We start from the raw sequence: 16241 nt of genomic DNA on the forward strand, positions 1-16241 counted from the left end.
CATGATGCTTAGATGGGGCAAGTGCCCTCAGGTTTCAATGGGGGCGGTCGATAGCGTGAGTAGGAGGCAATCAGCCAATGAAATGCAGGGTATTGCCCTGTGTCTTGTAGGAGCTGATTGCTTGATGGCAAATGCCTGATGTTGCGTGCTCTTAATGAGTCGACAGTTCATCTGCATGCAAAACCATGCCAAGGCTGGCGTTCTTGTTATCAGTACTGCCGTTTTGGATTGAATCGAGTATGACCAGAGTATTTTCCTCAGTTGTCCTGGCTGGATTATTGGCGTGGTCTGCTACACAAGCATCGGCTGCGACATTGACGGCCCAGGTATTCGACAAGCAAGGCAAACCGCTTGCCGATGCTGTCGTGACGCTCAAAGGACCTGCCGCAGCGGCTGTGAACGGTGGCAAGGCTGAAATGGACCAGCGCGACCAGGAGTTTTCGCCTCACGTGCTGGCTGTGCATACCGGTGCGCAAGTCAAATTCCCCAACAGTGACAACATTCGTCATCAGGTCTATTCCTTCTCCCCCGCAAAGCGTTTCGAGCTGCGTCTCTATGAAGGCACGCCTTCCGAGCCGTTGCTGTTCGACAAGGCGGGGGTCGTGGTGCTTGGCTGCAACATCCATGACTGGATGGTTGGCTATATCTATGTCACCGACGAGCCATGGTTCGGTGTGACCGACAGCAACGGCACCCTCAAGCTTGACCAGTTACCTGCCGGGCATTACGTGGCAACGCTCTGGCATCCCCAGGCTGAGGACATGCAGCCGGTTGCGGGAGGCGAATTCGATGTTCCCGCGTCTGGCCTGACCCAGCGTTTCAACCTTGATGTCGAGGTCAAGGCTGAAGATAAACCTGCCAAGCCCGATCCGGGGGCGTTTGGCGAAGCTTTCCACAAGGCTGCTCATTAATGAATCTTCGTAACAGCTTTCAGGCGCGCATTGCCTGCGTATTGATCGCTTTGCTGCTTATCGTGGTCAGCGCGGTGTACTTTGCCGTCAAGATTGCGACAGGCGATGCGGTTCGTACCCAGGCTCAGGCGCAACTGGAAGTGGGCAGCCGGGTTTTTGAACGTCTGATCGAGCTGCGTGGCAAGCGCTTGCGCGATACGGTGCAATTACTCTCTGCCGATTTTGGCTTTCGCGACGCGGTAGCCAGCGAAGACTCATCGACCATCCGCTCGGTGTTGTTGAACCATGGCAGCCGTATCAATGCCAGCGACATGTTTCTGCTGGGCATGGACGGTACGGTGATCTCCAGTACCGAATCCAATGTGCCGGAGGGCTCGAAGTTCGTTTATGACCAGGCATTGCGCAATGCCAAGCGCAATAAACAGTCGGTCCTGATCGTTCCGGGTGGCGGCATACCGCACTTGCTGGTTGAAAGTACGGTTCTGGCTCCCTTGCCCATCGGACGTGTAGTGATGGGGTTTGCCATCGACAACGATATCGCTCAGGAACTGCGTTCCCTCAGTGGCCTGGAGGTGTCGTTCCTGACCGTGGAAAACGGTCAGCCCGGAGAGTTGATCAGCACTCAGCCTGAGGCCTTGCGTCCTGGCATGGTCGAGTTGATGCGTAGCTTGGCCGAAGGTCAGATGCGTGTCACCGAGCAGTTGAACCAGAACTTTCTCAGCCAGTCACTGATGCTGGCCAACACCGGCCAGGCCAGCGACGGGCAAGTGATTGCCTTGCTGCAAAGCCCACTGGACAAGGCCCTGCAGGCCTTTGCGCCACTGGATGAAAAAATCTTCTGGATTTCCCTGGCCGCGCTGTTTGGCTCTTTGCTGGGTACGCTGGCGCTGGCACGCAGCGTCTCCACTCCGGTTCGGGAGCTTGCACTGGCTGCCCAGCGTATCGGTGACGGTGATTATGAAACGCCGGTGGTGATGAAGCGCAGTGACGAACTGGGCATGCTCGCAGACTCCATTAACACCATGCAGCAGGGGATCGCCGTACGTGAAGGGCAATTGGCGCACAACGCCTTGCATGATGCAGTGACCGGATTGCCTAACCGCGCACTGGTCATGGAGCGTCTGGGCAGTGCGATTGCTGCGCAGCGCCCGGTTGCCCTGATGTACCTGGGCATCGAGAACATGGCATCGATCAACGACAGCAGCGGTGCCGAGGGTGTTGACCAATTGTTGCGCCAGGTCGGCCAGCAATTGCAGGATGCGCTGGGCTCCGGTGATACCGTGGCGCGTCTGGCCGCCGATGAGTTTCTGTTGTTGCTGGATCACACCACCAGCGATGGTGCTGTGGCCATGGGCGATACCCTGCAGCGCATACTCAGCGAACCGCATCGTGTGGATAACCAGGACGTTTCCCTTGAGTGCTGCATCGGTATCACCACCTACCCGGAAAACGGCGATGCCCCCAAGGAACTGCTTAGCCGCGCGGCCATTGCCCGTAAGGATGCAGCGAATCTGCCGGGCCGCATGCAGATCTATGAAGATGGTCGCGACCTTGCACACCAGCGCCAGATCAGCCTGATTCGCGACCTGCGCAAGGCTGCACAGAATGGCGAGTTGATGCTGCATTACCAGCCCAAGCTGGATATCAGCAAAGGCCATGTGCGTCAGGCCGAAGCCTTGTTGCGCTGGAGCCACCCGCAGTTCGGCAATGTATCGCCTGCCGAATTCATCGTGCTGGCCGAGCGTACCGGCAGCATCCAGTTGCTGACCAACTGGGTGATCGAAGAAGCCATGCGCCAGTTGGCCGAGTGGAACAAGCGCGGTCTGTTCATCCAGCTTTCGGTCAATGTTTCGGCCGACGACCTGCTCAGCGGCGATCTGGTCGGGCACGTTGTCAAACTGCTCAGCCTCTATGGTGTGCCGGCCGAGCAACTGATTTTCGAGATCACGGAAAGCGCCGTGATGAGCGAACCTGAAAAAGCCCTGATCGTGCTCCATCGTTTGCGCGAATGCGGTATCAGTCTTTCGGTGGACGACTTCGGCACCGGCTACTCTTCATTGGCGCACCTCAAACGATTGCCGGTACAGGAGTTGAAGATCGACCAGTCATTTGTCCGCAACCTGGATGAAACCAGCGAGGACGCCGTGATCGTGCGTTCCACCATCGAGATGAGTCACAACCTGGGGCTCAAGGTGGTCGCTGAGGGTGTCGAGTATCAGCACAGCCTGGATTTGCTTGAGCGTTGGCACTGCGATACGGCTCAGGGCTACCTCATCAGTCGCCCTTTGACCGCCCCTGCGTTCGAGGCATGGATTGCCACGTCTCTGACCTCACCCAGCCTGATGGTTAATTGACTATGACCTACAGAAGTTCGTTGTTGTTGGGTTGCTTTCTGGGAGCTTTCTCATCCCTTTCCATGGCCGATAACGGTCGCCTGATCGCCACGGGCGGTGCCAGCAGCATAGAAGGGGCTGCGGGTGGCGGGATCACGCCATGGGCGGTGATTACCGGTTATGGCGAGCAGGGCGAGTGGGGCGCAAGTGCCTTTGCCACCCATGTCGATCTGCCCGACTACACCCTGGATGTGGCGGGTATGGCGGTGGCTTACGGCAACCGTGTCGAACTGTCCTATGCCCATCAGCGTTTCGATCTGGGCACCTTGCAGCACAAGTTGAGCCTGCCTGACGACAACCTGACCCAGGATGTTTTCGGGGTCAAAGTGCGGTTGTTCGGCGATCTGATCTACGATTCCCTGCCTCAGGTGTCGCTGGGGGTGCAGTACAAGCATCAGAACGACTTCCTCATCCCGAGCCTCATCGGCTCAAAGCGTGATTCGGACGTCGAGGGCTACCTGACCGCCAGCCGCCTGTTCATGGGCGCAGCCTTTGGTTACAACCTGGTGGTCAACGGCGGCGTGCGTTACAGCCGTGCCAACGAAACCGGTCTGCTGGGCTTTGGTGGCGACCGCCGCGACAGTCGCAGCGTTCTCAAGGAAGGTTCGGTGGCGGTGCTGTTCAATCCACGCTGGGCCATGGGGGTTGAATACCGTGAGAAGCCGGACAACCTGTCATTTGCCGGCGAGAGCGATTGGGCAGACATCTTTGTCGGCTATTTCCCCAACAAGCACTTGTCCGTTGTCCTGGCCTACGCACGGCTGGGCGAAATCGCCACGCTGGATAACCAGAACGGCACTTATCTGTCTATTCAGGGGAGCTTCTGATGAGACATCTGCTGATGTGCCTGACGATTGTCTTGCTGGCAGGCTGCGCCCAGCAACCGCCCAGGGATGACAGTCTTTATCAGGATCTCGGGCAGCGTGCCGGTATCCAGCGCATCGTCGAAGGCATGTTGATGAACGTTGCTCAGGATGATCGTATTGTCGAGCGCTTCAGGAGGGTCAATATCGTTTTGCTGCGCGACAGGCTGGTGGAAAAACTCTGTGTCGAAGCCGGAGGGCCTTGTGAATACAAAGGCGACAGCATGGCCGAATCCCACAAGGGCCAGAACCTGACCCGCAGCGATTTCAATGCGCTGGTAGAAAACCTCATCAAGTCCATGGATGCCGAGAACATCCCGGTGCCGGTGCAAAATCGTCTGATCGCCAGACTGGCACCGATGCGTGGCGAAGTAATCGAAAAATAACCCTCTTTCTGGCATGTTCGCAATCAAGTCATTTACGTTGACGACTTGATTGCGAAACGGGCCTGCCCGATGTTCCTCTTCCGAATACTCTTTTCTTTGACTGTTTCTGTTAAAGCAGCGGTTCTGCTTTCATGAAGAAATATTAACTTGTGATTTTGTTTGTCTGATGCAATTCAATTGCCCTGTGGAAACTGATGCGCCAAAGCCTTATGGAATTGAAATAAAGAAGTCCGCTATAAAAAATATTTCTTGATTCTTCGCAGATATGGTATTTCGTTCGAGCGCTCAAGACGGGCTATCTCCCGTCCTCAGGCCATTGCGTTATAAGCAACTACCCGTCTGTGCATAACGCTTTTGTATCGAGTCAGTTACGAACTTATACAAGTCAGATGAACTGCGCATCTTCAAAAAACAGCAGTGCCTATTCAAGTTTTTTGCTTTGGTCATCTGTCCGGATAATCAGGGCCGTTTTCAGTGTGTTTCTCATTCCCAGGAACGTTATATGTTGCAGAAGCAAAGCGTGCTGTTGAAAAGTGTTATCTCGCGTCAACTGGAACTGATTCGCGTAGTGGGCACAGGAGTCGCCATGGCGGCAGTGGTCATGCTCCCGCTGGGAACCGCCCACGCAGCGGCACCGGCTGCCGAGGTTGCGCAGCAGGGGATCAGGGCGTTCAAGTTGTGCACAGGCACCGATAACCGGGCTCATATCCAGGAAGGTACGGTCGATCAGAAGTTTCGTACCAACGTGGACATCATCCACTTCAAGGAAACGGCCCCTCATTCATCCTACGACTGGCATCCCGCTCCCGAAGAGCAATACGTGATCACCCTGAGCGGCACGCTCGAGTTCTTCACTACCGGCGGCGAAACCTTTGTCTTGCGCCCGGGCGATGTGCTGGTTGCCCAGGACACCACAGGCGAAGGGCACCGCTGGCAGATGGTCGGCGACGAGCCATGGCGCCGGGCTTATATCACCCTCAAACCCGGTGTAAAGACCGCGTTCGTGCCCAAGGCGGGTTCCAAGGGCTGCTGACCGGTCTGATCGCGCATGTAAAAAAGGCGGCTCTCCTCAGGGGAAGCCGCCTTTTTGTTACTGCACGAATTCTTACTTCGGCAGTTTGAACGCCATTACGTAGTCACCCTGTCTGGTCCCCAGAGAACCGTGACCACCGGCCACCACCAGCACGTATTGCTGGCCGTCCTTGCCGGTATACGTCATCGGAGTGGTCTGGGCACCTGCGGGCAGTCGCGCTTCCCACAACTGTTTGCCGTTACGGACGTCGTAGGCGCGCAGGTACTGATCCAGGGTGCCGCTCAGGAACGCCACGCCGCTGGCGGTGGTGAAAGTGCCGCCCAGGCTTGGAACGCCCATGGTCAGGGGAATCGGGACTGGCGAGCTGTCACGCACGGTGCCGTTCTTGTGCATCCAGATGGTCTGATGGTTGGTCAGGTCCACGGCTGCCACATAACCCCACGCCGGTGCCTGGCAAGGCAGGCCCATTGGTGAGAGCAACGCTTCGAGAATCACGCCATAGGGTGCGCCCTTGTTCGGTTGCACGCCTTCGGTTTCGCTCTTGCGACCCGGCCCGGCTTCAACCTCGGCAGCAGGCACCAGTTTCGAGCGGAACGCCATGTAGCTCGGGTTGACGAATGCGATCTGGCGAACCGGATCAACCGAGATACCGCCCCAGTCGAACACGCCGAAGTTACCCGGATAGACGATCGAGCCCTGCAGCGATGGCGGGGTGAACGGACCTTCGTAGCGCAAGGATTTGAAGTCGATCCGGCACAGCATCTGATCGAATGGCGTCACGCCCCACATGTCACGTTCCTTGAGGGGCGGTGGCATGAAGTTCAGGTCGGACTTGGGTTGCGTCGGCGAGGTGTAATCCCCTTCGACTGCGCCCTGAGGTACCGGCACTTCCCTGATCGGCACGATGGGCTGACCGTTGCTGCGGTCCAGCACATAGATACTGCCCTGTTTGGTCGAGGCCAGTACCGCCGGTTTGATGCCATCGGCGGTTTTCATGTCCATGAGGGTCGGTTGACCGCCCACATCCATATCCCACAGATCGTGATGGGTGAACTGGTAGTTCCAGCGCACCTTGCCGGTGGCGATATCCAGCGCTACCAGGCCTGCGCTGTATTTCTCCGAGGCTGGCGTGCGGTTACCGCCCCACTGGTCAGGCATCTGATTGCCCATCGGCAGGTACAGCATGCCCAGCTTTTCATCGACGCTGAACATGGACCACATGTTTGGTGAGTTACGGGTGTAGGTCTTGCCTTCGGCGATAGGGGTCGTATCGTCCGGATTGCCGCTGTCCCAGTTCCAGACCAGACGGCCGGTGTGAACGTCGTAGGCGCGGATGACGCCCGAAGGTTCGTCGATGGAAACGTTATCGGTGACATGGCCGCCGATCACCACCAGATCCCTGGTCACGGCCGGTGGCGACGTGGAGTAGTAACCGCCCGGTGCGAAGGTGCCGATATTGGCGCTCAGATCGATCGAGCCTTTGTTGCCGAAGTCCTCACACATCTTGCCGGTGTCGGCGTTCAGAGCGATCAGACGGGTGTCGGCGGTAGGCAGGAAGATTCGGCGCGGGCAGGCATTGCTTGCAGTGCCTTCGGTGGCCGGTGTGGCCGGGCTTTGCGCAGGGCTGCTCGCGGCATAGGCAGCGTCATCGTGATACGAGACGCCACGGCAGGTCATGTGCGCCCAGCCTTTGAAGTTTTCTGCATTCTGGGTGCTGATCTTCGGATCGAAGCGCCAGATTTCCTTGCCGCTGTCCGGGTCCAGTGCGATCACCTGGCTGTGTGGCGTACACACGTACAACATGCCGTTGACCTTGAGCGGCGTGTTCTCGGCTGTGGTTTCTCCCGGATCGTTCGGCCCTGGAATGTCGCCGGTGCGATAGCTCCAGGCGGGCACCAGGGTATTGACGTTCTGCGGCGTGATCTGGGCCAGTGGCGAGTAGCGGTCGCCAAAGCCGGTACGACCATAGGACTGCCAGTCGCCATCGGGCATGGCAGGGGCGGTGTTGGTGGTGCCTGCGGTTTCGCGGTCCAGTTGTCCTTCGATGCGACCGGGATTTGTGAACTGGCTGGCCAGTGCGGTCAGGCCCGCCAGCACTACTGCGACCGTCAGGGCACCTGTTCCCAGGCGGGCAGGTTCGCCACGCAGCAGAGGCCGACGAAACCATGGCAGCAGCAGGACGATACCCAGTGCGAACCAGAGTGCCAGACGTGGTACCAGTTGCCACCAGTCGAGGCCGACTTCCCACAAGGCCCAGACCGTGCTCGCAAACAGCAGGAGTGCATACAGACCAAGCGCGGAGCGATGTCCCAGGATGAGCAATACGCCGGTCACCGTAAAGCCGATGCCTGCCAGCAAGTAGTAGAGCGAGCCATCCAGTTGCATCAGTCTGAGGCCGCCAACCAATAGGACCAGCCCCATCAGCACGATCAACAGACCGAGCAGTGTGGGTAACAGGCGATTTCTACTCAAAGCACCTTCAGTGCTCATAATGCGAATCTCCGTGACGATTGAATGGTTTATTGACGCTGTTGTGCGCATTGCGCAGTGGCGTCATGTTTTTGAACGCTAGTTCTTGAAACGAATTTCCGACAGCCGATATCAACCATTGGTCAGAAAGCGGGCGTTGAGGCGTAGACCGCTGTGGCTGGAATTCGTGCATTGAAGTGGCGGTGACAGGGACTGCCCGATGGAGCGCAGCGTCAGGCCAGGGTGGAGAATGATAGGGAGCTAACTATTTTTTGACCAGCCACAAAACTGACAGGCACTGTTGCGCCATTGGCAACAGTGCGCTCGCAAGCGCCTGCGCATTGCACGCAGACGCTTTTCAAGGCGATCAGAAAGTGGTGCGCAAACCGACTTGCACGCTACGTCCCTGGGCTGGTGCGATATCCCGCAGGATCGAGCTGGCGTAGCGCACGGTCTGGTTGGTCAGGTTTTCGCCATTGACGAAAGCCAGCCATTGGCTGCCGCCCAGATCGAAGCGGTAACCGGCACTGGCACCCAGCGTGGTGTAACCGTCGGTCGTGGATTCGTTATCCGGGACTCGACGCTGAGCGCTGGCATGTTCGATATCGATGCGCGCCTGCCACTTGTCCAGCTCCCACAGCAGGCCACTGTTCAGGCGCAAGGGGGCAATACGCGGCAAGGCTTCGCCGGTATCCAGATTCGTGGCACGGGTGTAGTCACCGGACAGCTCCAGCGCCAGACTGCCGTAACGGTTTTCGCCCAGCTTCCAGTGATCCTGGGCCTCGAAACCGCTGAAGCGTGCCCGAACGCCTGCGTAGTTGAATTCCGGGATACCGCTGGCATCGTCCTGTCCGTCGTCATCGACGGTGCGACCACTGCCCAGCAACCCGATGTAGTTGGAGAAGTGGCTGTAGAACACACCCGCGCTGCCTTTATGGATGCCGTTGTCGAAGCGCAGGGCCAGATCGCTGGAAACCGCTTTCTCTTTCGACAGGTCGGCATTGCCGCGCTCGTAAGTGCCAGTGGCTACGTGCGCGCCGTTGGCATACAGCTCATAGAAAGTGGGAGCACGCTCGGTGTAACCCAGTGTCGCTGCCAGGGACCAGACCGGTGTCAGGGTGTAGACCGCGCCCGACGACAGGCTGCCTGCCGTGAACTTGCTGGAGTTGTCGGCTGCGGCAAAGCGGTCCTTGCCCTGGGCATAGGGATCGACCGTGGTGTGTTCGATACGTCCGCCCAGGCTCAGCTTCAAGCGCTCGGTGGCTTGCAGTTCTTCAAGAATGAACAGCGCGCCAGCATCGGTGTCGGTCTGTGGCACGAAGGCTTCTTCACCCAGAGCAGAAAACTCGCTGCGGGTTATCTGGGCGCCCACTACACCATTGAGCGGTCCGATGGGTTGATGACGGGCTTCGATGCGCGCTTCGTAACCCTTGTTCTTGAAAGTGGTGCCGACTTCGCCGCCTTCGATCTCGCGGTGTTCATAGTCGGTGTAGCCCGCGTCGAGTTTGACCGACGTGAAAGGCCCGGAGAGATTGCGGATCTCGGAGGCGAAAGCGTAATGCTCCTGCTGCATGCGGATACGCACATCCTGCTCGGCGGGTGAGCCGTAGTTGGAGTCGTAGTTGCTGTACGACACGCCGGCATAGCCGTCGTCCCAGGTGTAGGAGCCGCCGACGGCACCGCCGTCCTGACGTCCATCGCTGTTGCTCAGGCGGTTCTTCTTGTCACCGTCTTCGCTGCCCTGGGCGCGCAGCTCGCTGGTACGGGCGTAGCCGGGGATGCGCAGGTCATTGAACTCACGAGCGTTGGCATCGATGTGCAAGGCGAACTGACCGTTACCGGCCTCCAGTTTGCCGGCGCTGCTACGGGTCGTATCCGCTCCGCCATAGCGAAGCTCTCCGGCACCGTGAATGCCTTCGATGGCTTCGGTGGGGATGCGGTTATCGAAGGTGTTGACCACACCGCCGATGGCGCTGCCGCCATAGAGCAGGGCAGCCGGGCCTCGAACGATTTCGACACGCTCGACATTCACCGGGTCCAGCGGGACGGCGTGGTCGTAGGACAGGGACGAAGCATCCAGTGCGCCTACGCCATTGCGCAGAATACGAATCCGGTCACCGTCCATGCCGCGAATGATCGGGCGGCTGGCTCCCGGGCCGAAATAAGACGAAGAAACCCCCGGCTGCCTGTTCAGGGTTTCACCCAGGCTGCCTTTCTGTTCGAGCGTCAGGGCATCGCCTTCCAGAACCGTGGTCGGCGTTGCCAGTTGGTCACTGCCCAGCGGGTTGGCTGTGATGACCTGAGGCTGCAGTTCAAGACTTTCAGCCGCATGGGCTGGCGCGGCGAGCAGGAGGGCGGTTGCCAGTGGCGTCAGGCGCCAGAGCAGGTTGCGGTGCATCGGTGACATGGCGATTTCCTTGGCGGGGCGTGCAGCGGGGCCCCAGGTCGAGAGCGAGCGTGAAGGTGTAATTTATTGTTACACTATAACATCTCTTTTTGGCCTGAGAAGGGGAACTTTTTGCCGGGTGCTCTGAATCTTTCCTGTGGTCGGATCTGACGAAACTTCCATCATCTCGCGCTAAGCTCTTCCTACCTTCTGATGGCTCGGCTAAGGTGCGCACCTTCGCATTCATCAAGCTTCAAGGTCAGCCATGACAACAACCCAGAACGACCCTCTGCACGGCGTCACGCTGGAACAGATCCTCAAGGCTCTGGTCGAGCACTACCAATGGTCCGGTTTGTCTGAGCGCATCGATATTCGCTGCTTCAAGAGTGATCCCAGTATCAAGTCCAGCCTGACCTTTCTGCGCAAGACGCCCTGGGCGCGCGAGAAAGTGGAAGCGCTGTACGTGAAGCTGCATCGCAGCAAGGGTTGGTAAGACATTCGGCATGGACGCTGGCCTTCAAGGATCAAAAGATGCACAGCGAACATCCGCAACTGACGCAGGGACAGCGTCGCTACACACTTGTTGCCGCCTGCCTGGGCTGGGCAGGTCTGGCTATCCAGATGTATCTGATTTTCTGGGCACGCTGGGCCGACCAGGCCAGCCTGCTGGGCGGGCTGGTGCGTTTTTTCAGCTTCTTTACGGTTCTGAGCAATACGCTGGTCGCGGTGGCGCTCACCTGTGCATTGAGTTACCGCCAGTCCCGCGGGCATGATTTCTTTCGCAACCCGGTCGTGTGCGGCGGCATTGCAGCCAGCATTGCGCTGGTGGGCATTGCCTATAACCTGCTGCTGCGCCATCTGTGGCAACCACAAGGCTGGCAGTGGATCGCGGACGAATTGCTGCACGACGTCATGCCGCTGATCTTCGTGGTGTATTGGTGGTTGTATGTGCCCAGAGGCAGGCTGCGTTTTACCCATGTGCTGCTATGGACGCTGTATCCGATCCTCTATTTCGGCTACGTCCTGCTGCGCGGCAATGCATTGGGGGATTACATGTATCCCTTCATCGATGTCGGGACGCTTGGGTATGCCCGCACGTTGATCAATGCAGGCGAAGTACTGCTGGGTTTTGTGGGGATCGCGCTGGTCTTGCTGGGGATCGATAAATGGTTTCGCGAACGAACGCCTCGATGAAGGCGTTCATTCGCCAGGCAATAGCCTGATCAGTCTTCGTCATTTTCATCCAGGCGCCAGTAACCCGCTGCCTTGACGAACCCCTCATCAAGCCCGAATTCGTCCAGCAGCACACGGCGGATCTTGCGCGACAGGGCTGCTTCGGTGGCGACCCAGGCGTAGAGCTTGCCTGCCGGTATTTCCAGACCGCGGGCAACTTCCAGCAGGTCCTGTTCGCCGCGCACGACCCAGGTGACCTCCACCTTGGCCTGGCTTGCGAGAGCCTGTTGCTCATCCTTATTGGCTATCTCGATCACCACCCGGGCGGTGCGATTCGCTGGCAGCGACTCCAGACGTCGGGCAATGGCCGGGATGGCGGTTTCGTCGCCGATCAGCAGATAGCTGTCGAAGATATCCGGCACCACCATGGAGCCTCGTGGACCGGCGATATGCAGGAATTGTCCTGGCTCGGCCTGAGCCGCCCAGGTGGCCGCAGGGCCGTCACCGTGCAGAACGAAATCGATATCCAGCTCGCCTGTGACTTCGTCGTAACGACGCGGCGTGTAGTCGCGCATGGCCGGGCGTGGGCCGTCGCCGTTGCTACCGGGTGTGAAGTTTTCCAGCGCAGCCTGCTCTTCGGGAGTCTGGGCGAATAACAGCTTTACGTGGTCATCGCTGCCCAGGCTGATGAAACCCGCCAGTTGCGGCCCGTGCAGGGTGACGCGACGCATCAGTGGGGTCAGGTCGGTGACACGCAAGACTTCAAGCTTGCGCATTCTGATTTCGTGATTGACGCGATGGATCGATTGTTGCGAATTCATACGGACTTCTCCGATGCAGATTGGGGGCCGTCAACGATGGATTTGGCGGTTTCATTGAGCAGGTCGCGCACGCGAAGAATTTCTTCCGGGCTCCAGCGACCGTGGTGCATCTGCAGTGCATGACGCAGGTTGTGCACGGCTTCATGGATTTCCGGTGGACGATCGTGACCGCGCAGGGAGCGCTTGCTGACTTCGATCCGCATCCTTACGCCATCGAGGGCAACGGCCTGTTCGGTCAGCGATTCCAGACCGGCAGCAGTGATGGTGTAGAGCTTCTTGCCGCCCTGGGCATCGCCCAGGACCAGTTCGCTTTCTTCAAGAAAGGTCAGGGTTGGATAGATCACACCGGGGCTTGGGCTGTAGGCACCATCGAACATGCCTTCGATCTGACGGATCAGGTCATAGCCATGACAAGGCTGCTCGGCAATCAAGGCCAGCAGCAACAGTTTCAAGTCGCCGGGCGCGAACACCCGAGGGCCACGTCCGCCGCGTTCACGGCCAGGGCGTTTTTCAAAGCCGTCATGGCCATCGCCATATTCGCGAAGCAGGGGACGGTCGTGGGGGCGGTGAGGGGCATCACGCATTCTCTTCATCTCTCGTTACGATTTAGATATACCTTAAGATATATCTTATATGTTTCGCAAAGAGATACGGACGAACGGTTTCATGCGCGCGGTGAGGGCGCGCTGCACATGGCATGTCCACCATTTTCCAGATAGGGCACAAGAATGGGAGCCATGCCTTTGAGCACCTGAACCGGTAAGGCCGAGGTAAACCTGAAGCCTTCGGCGGCTCGGCCCGGGACAAAAGCGGTCAGGGTGCCGAAATGGTTTTCACCGATGTAGAACACAAAGGTGGCTGTGCGGTTGATGGCCCGTGAGCTGATGACCCGGCCACCTGCACCGATGCTTTCGATACGGTTGTCACCGGTGCCTGTCTTGCCGCCCATGGCCAGAATGCTGCCGTCCTGCAGTTTGAAAGTGCCTTGCACGCGCTTGGCCGTGCCGCCATCCACCACCTGCGACAGCGCTTCGCGCATGGCGGCTGCCACTTCGGAAGGCAGCACGCGCTTGCCCAGTTCCGGGTTACTGGTCAGTACGGTTTCATAGGGTGTACCGGCAGCAAAATGCAGGTTGTCGATACGCAGGGCGGGCAGGCGGATGCCATCGTTCTGAATGATGCCGATCAGTTCGGCCAGCGCCGCAGGACGGTCACCTGAGCTGCCGATGGCCGTCGCCAGTGAAGGCACCAGATGATCGAATGGATAACCGACTCGCTGCCAGCGCTGCTCGATATCCAGAAACGCCTCGACTTCCATCATCGTGCGGATACGACTGTCCCGGGCGCTCTTGTGTCGGCTCTTGAACAGCCAGCCATAGACTTCCTGACGCTCATGACGGCTGGCGGCAACTGCATCCTTGAACTGCGCCTCGGGGTATTTCAGCAAGTAGCCGAGCAGCCACAGATCAAGAGGATGGACGCGAGCGATGTAACCCTGATCCGGCAAGTCGTAGGCGCCAGGTCCGTAGTTCTTGTACAGCTCGGTCAGGCGTTTGTCGGTCAGTTTCGGGCTGGTTGCCTTTTCGACCAGATGGGCGCGGACGAAGGCGTTGAAAGTCTCCTGATCGGCACCGGGCAACAGATAGCGATGCACCGCAGCCAGTCGGGTGGCGGTGGGGTTGATGCCATCGAGAAAGGTGTCCAGCCGCTCCTGGGTGGATTTGTCCTTGTAGCGCTTCCAGAACTTGAGCAGGAAAACCGTACCTTCACGATCGGCAAACTGGCTCAGGTATTCCTGGCGGCGAGGGTTGTTATCGTCCTTGAGCAAGGCGGCGCTGTTGTTTGGAGCCTGATAGGTGCTGTAGCGCACCAGATCGCGCATCAGGCGAATGAACGGCAGGTTGATCGACTCGCGCAACGACTCGCGCAGTGTCGCAATCCGCCCGTTGTCTTCGCGACGAAAGTTGTTGAAACGATGCATACCCCCACCGGTAAAAAAGCTTTCGCCGGGGCTGGCCGAGTATTGCCGATCCAGGGCAGCGGAGAGCATTTTCGACAGATCCCGGTCCTTGTTCTGTATCAGGTAATCCAGGGCCCAGCGGGTCAGCCGGTCGGGTTCTTCCACCGGCGTCTTTCTCAATTCGTTGACGCTCATGGCGGCGTAGCGTTCGTGCAGTTCGGCAATGATCTCCAGATAGGTGGTCAGCACCCGCATCTTGGCGGTGGAGCCCAGCTCCAGTTTGCTGCCTTCGTTGATATCGAACGGCTGATCGGTGCTGTCGGTTTGCACCCGCACCCGCGAACCATCCGGACCGCGCTCGAACAGAGTGAAGCTATAGCGCACCTGAGCCGTACTGGCCGGTGACAGCAGGCGTTCGCCGAACAGACCGATCTTTTCCGCGAAGGCCGGATTCGCCAGGTCACGCAGATACTGGCTGACGCTGTTCTGCAGTTCGCCCTGCAAGGTGCTGGTGGCCGACAGGTCGAGACGGTCCAGATCGTAGAGCGGGCGATTGAGCAGGTTGGACAGCCGGCTTCGGGCAACGCTGATGCCCTTGTTGGTTTCGATGGGCTGGATCGTCGGTTGCTGCACCCAGTCACGGTAGGTAACGGTGCTGGCCAGTGCCGCATTGGCCAACGCTTCATCGACGATCCTGGCCTGGGTGAGCAGGCGGATATGGCTATCGGTGAGATCCGCCAGTTCCAGTCGGCCCTTGGTCAGATAATAGGATGGACGACGTTGGGCGATGATCAGCGATAACACTTCGCGCAATGCCAGACCCTTTTCAGCCAGGCCTTTTGCGTCCTGGGGATCGGAAGCAAGGATCTGATTGGTTCTGGTAAAGTCGGCACCAAACCAGACCCGCAAGCCTTCGGCCATGCCGTGCACTTCGCCGTGCCCCGGCACTGCGGACAATGGCACGCTGTTGAGGTAATCGCGTACCACATGCTGACGTGCCTGCAAGGTCTGCTCGCCCGGCAGATAGGCCCGCACACTGGCAGAAATCATCTGCCGCAACTTCTCCGAACCCGATTGCGTCATGCCGTCTGGCGAATGACGGTATTTTTCCAGTTGCGTCGCCAGGGTACTGCCGCCTGCCGACTGCCCTGGGATCGAGAATATCTTGGCCACCTGTGACAGTGCCGCCTTGGCGAAGCGCGGCCAATCCACGGCCGGGTTGGCCAGCGGCTGTTGTTCATCGAGCAGATCACGGTTCTCGATGAACAGGAGACTGCTGACCACCAGGGGCGGGATAGAAGTGAAGTCGGCGTAGAGTTGCTGCGGGTAGCGAAACTCATAAAGCGGCTCGTTGCGGCAATCGGTAATCGACAGGCCAGCCTGGATTTTCTCTTCGTAGGGCACGAAAAAACCGTGCTGGCTGTAGCGCAACAGCTCGGGGGAAAAGCGTGTCTGCCGGGTAATCAGATAGTCGCGTTTGAGCAGGCGCGACAGGAACTCATCCATCGACGAATAGCCAAGGCGCTTGTCGAAAGGCCCCTCACCGGGATAGACCACCGCATCGCTCGGACCGGGTTCCAGGGAGTAACTCAAGCTGGCGGCAAAGCGGCTGAATTCCTTGGCCTGAAGCCTGGAACTGCGGCTTTCGACGGCAATGGCCGCTCCCAGTGCAACACCGCCCATGACCACCACGACCCAGAACACCCGCCACCCGTAACGCTTTCGCCGGGGAGGGCTGGACATGGGAGGGTCATCCTGACGCTCAGCAGAAATCACACCTTGCCTGGTATCGGAATGCCGTAATACGCCCATGATCGATTGGCCCGGTCACCCTGTTAGTCGCACT

General features: G+C 58.7%; 12 protein-coding genes. 7 read left to right on the forward strand and 5 right to left on the reverse strand.

The window, feature by feature from the left end:
• Nucleotides 1–239: 239 nt before the first annotated feature.
• From JSY17_RS04480 to JSY17_RS04500, 5 genes are all read left to right on the forward strand, one after another.
• Nucleotides 240–911 carry a methylamine utilization protein gene (locus JSY17_RS04480; RefSeq protein ID WP_206400696.1) on the forward strand — a complete coding sequence of 224 codons (672 nt, stop codon included), beginning with the start codon at nt 240–242 and terminating at the stop codon, nt 909–911.
• Complete coding sequence (locus tag JSY17_RS04485; protein WP_206400699.1) at nt 911–3265, forward strand: bifunctional diguanylate cyclase/phosphodiesterase; 2355 nt, start codon at nt 911–913, stop codon at nt 3263–3265. Before JSY17_RS04480 ends, JSY17_RS04485 begins: the two co-directional genes overlap by 1 nt.
• Before the next feature lie 2 nt (nt 3266–3267).
• Nucleotides 3268–4131, forward strand: a complete 864-nt coding sequence (locus tag JSY17_RS04490) for a DUF3034 family protein (protein ID WP_117183807.1) — start codon at nt 3268–3270, stop codon at nt 4129–4131.
• Entirely contained in the window at nt 4131–4553 is a 423-nt protein-coding gene (locus JSY17_RS04495) for a group I truncated hemoglobin (protein ID WP_117183805.1), read from the forward strand. Before JSY17_RS04490 ends, JSY17_RS04495 begins: the two co-directional genes overlap by 1 nt.
• Before the next feature lie 586 nt (nt 4554–5139).
• The gene (locus tag JSY17_RS04500) at nt 5140–5586 is read left to right on the forward strand and encodes a cupin domain-containing protein (protein ID WP_232849282.1); all 447 of its coding nucleotides are present in this window, start codon (nt 5140–5142) and stop codon (nt 5584–5586) included.
• A 72-nt stretch (nt 5587–5658) separates the two neighbouring features.
• On the opposite strand, the gene JSY17_RS04505 is transcribed toward JSY17_RS04500, so the two are convergent.
• The gene (locus tag JSY17_RS04505) at nt 5659–8076 is read right to left on the reverse strand and encodes a glucose/quinate/shikimate family membrane-bound PQQ-dependent dehydrogenase (protein ID WP_206400701.1); all 2418 of its coding nucleotides are present in this window, start codon (nt 8074–8076) and stop codon (nt 5659–5661) included.
• 346 nt (nt 8077–8422) lie between these two features.
• Entirely contained in the window at nt 8423–10453 is a 2031-nt protein-coding gene (locus JSY17_RS04510) for a TonB-dependent receptor (RefSeq protein ID WP_206400934.1), read from the reverse strand.
• A gap of 253 nt (nt 10454–10706) precedes the next feature.
• On the opposite strand from JSY17_RS04510, the gene JSY17_RS04515 reads away from it, so the two are divergent.
• Complete coding sequence (locus JSY17_RS04515) at nt 10707–10934, forward strand: VF530 family protein (protein ID WP_025261551.1); 228 nt, start codon at nt 10707–10709, stop codon at nt 10932–10934.
• Nucleotides 10935–10972: 38 nt separating this feature from the next.
• Nucleotides 10973–11635 carry a Pr6Pr family membrane protein gene (locus JSY17_RS04520; RefSeq protein ID WP_122370950.1) on the forward strand — a complete coding sequence of 221 codons (663 nt, stop codon included), beginning with the start codon at nt 10973–10975 and terminating at the stop codon, nt 11633–11635.
• Nucleotides 11636–11664: 29 nt separating this feature from the next.
• Here JSY17_RS04520 and JSY17_RS04525 read toward each other — a convergent pair whose 3' ends face one another.
• The 3 genes from JSY17_RS04525 to JSY17_RS04535 form a co-directional block, all read right to left on the reverse strand.
• Nucleotides 11665–12435, reverse strand: a complete 771-nt coding sequence (locus JSY17_RS04525; RefSeq protein ID WP_200977382.1) for a siderophore-interacting protein — start codon at nt 12433–12435, stop codon at nt 11665–11667.
• Complete coding sequence (locus JSY17_RS04530; RefSeq protein ID WP_200977385.1) at nt 12432–13028, reverse strand: PadR family transcriptional regulator; 597 nt, start codon at nt 13026–13028, stop codon at nt 12432–12434. The genes JSY17_RS04525 and JSY17_RS04530 overlap by 4 nt, the downstream gene beginning before the upstream one ends.
• A 71-nt stretch (nt 13029–13099) precedes the next feature.
• Nucleotides 13100–16207, reverse strand: coding sequence for a transglycosylase domain-containing protein (locus JSY17_RS04535; protein ID WP_206400703.1), 3108 nt, complete (start codon nt 16205–16207; stop codon nt 13100–13102).
• Nucleotides 16208–16241: the final 34 nt, after the last annotated feature.

This window comes from Pseudomonas capsici, assembly GCF_017165765.1.
GTDB lineage: Bacteria > Pseudomonadota > Gammaproteobacteria > Pseudomonadales > Pseudomonadaceae > Aquipseudomonas > Aquipseudomonas capsici.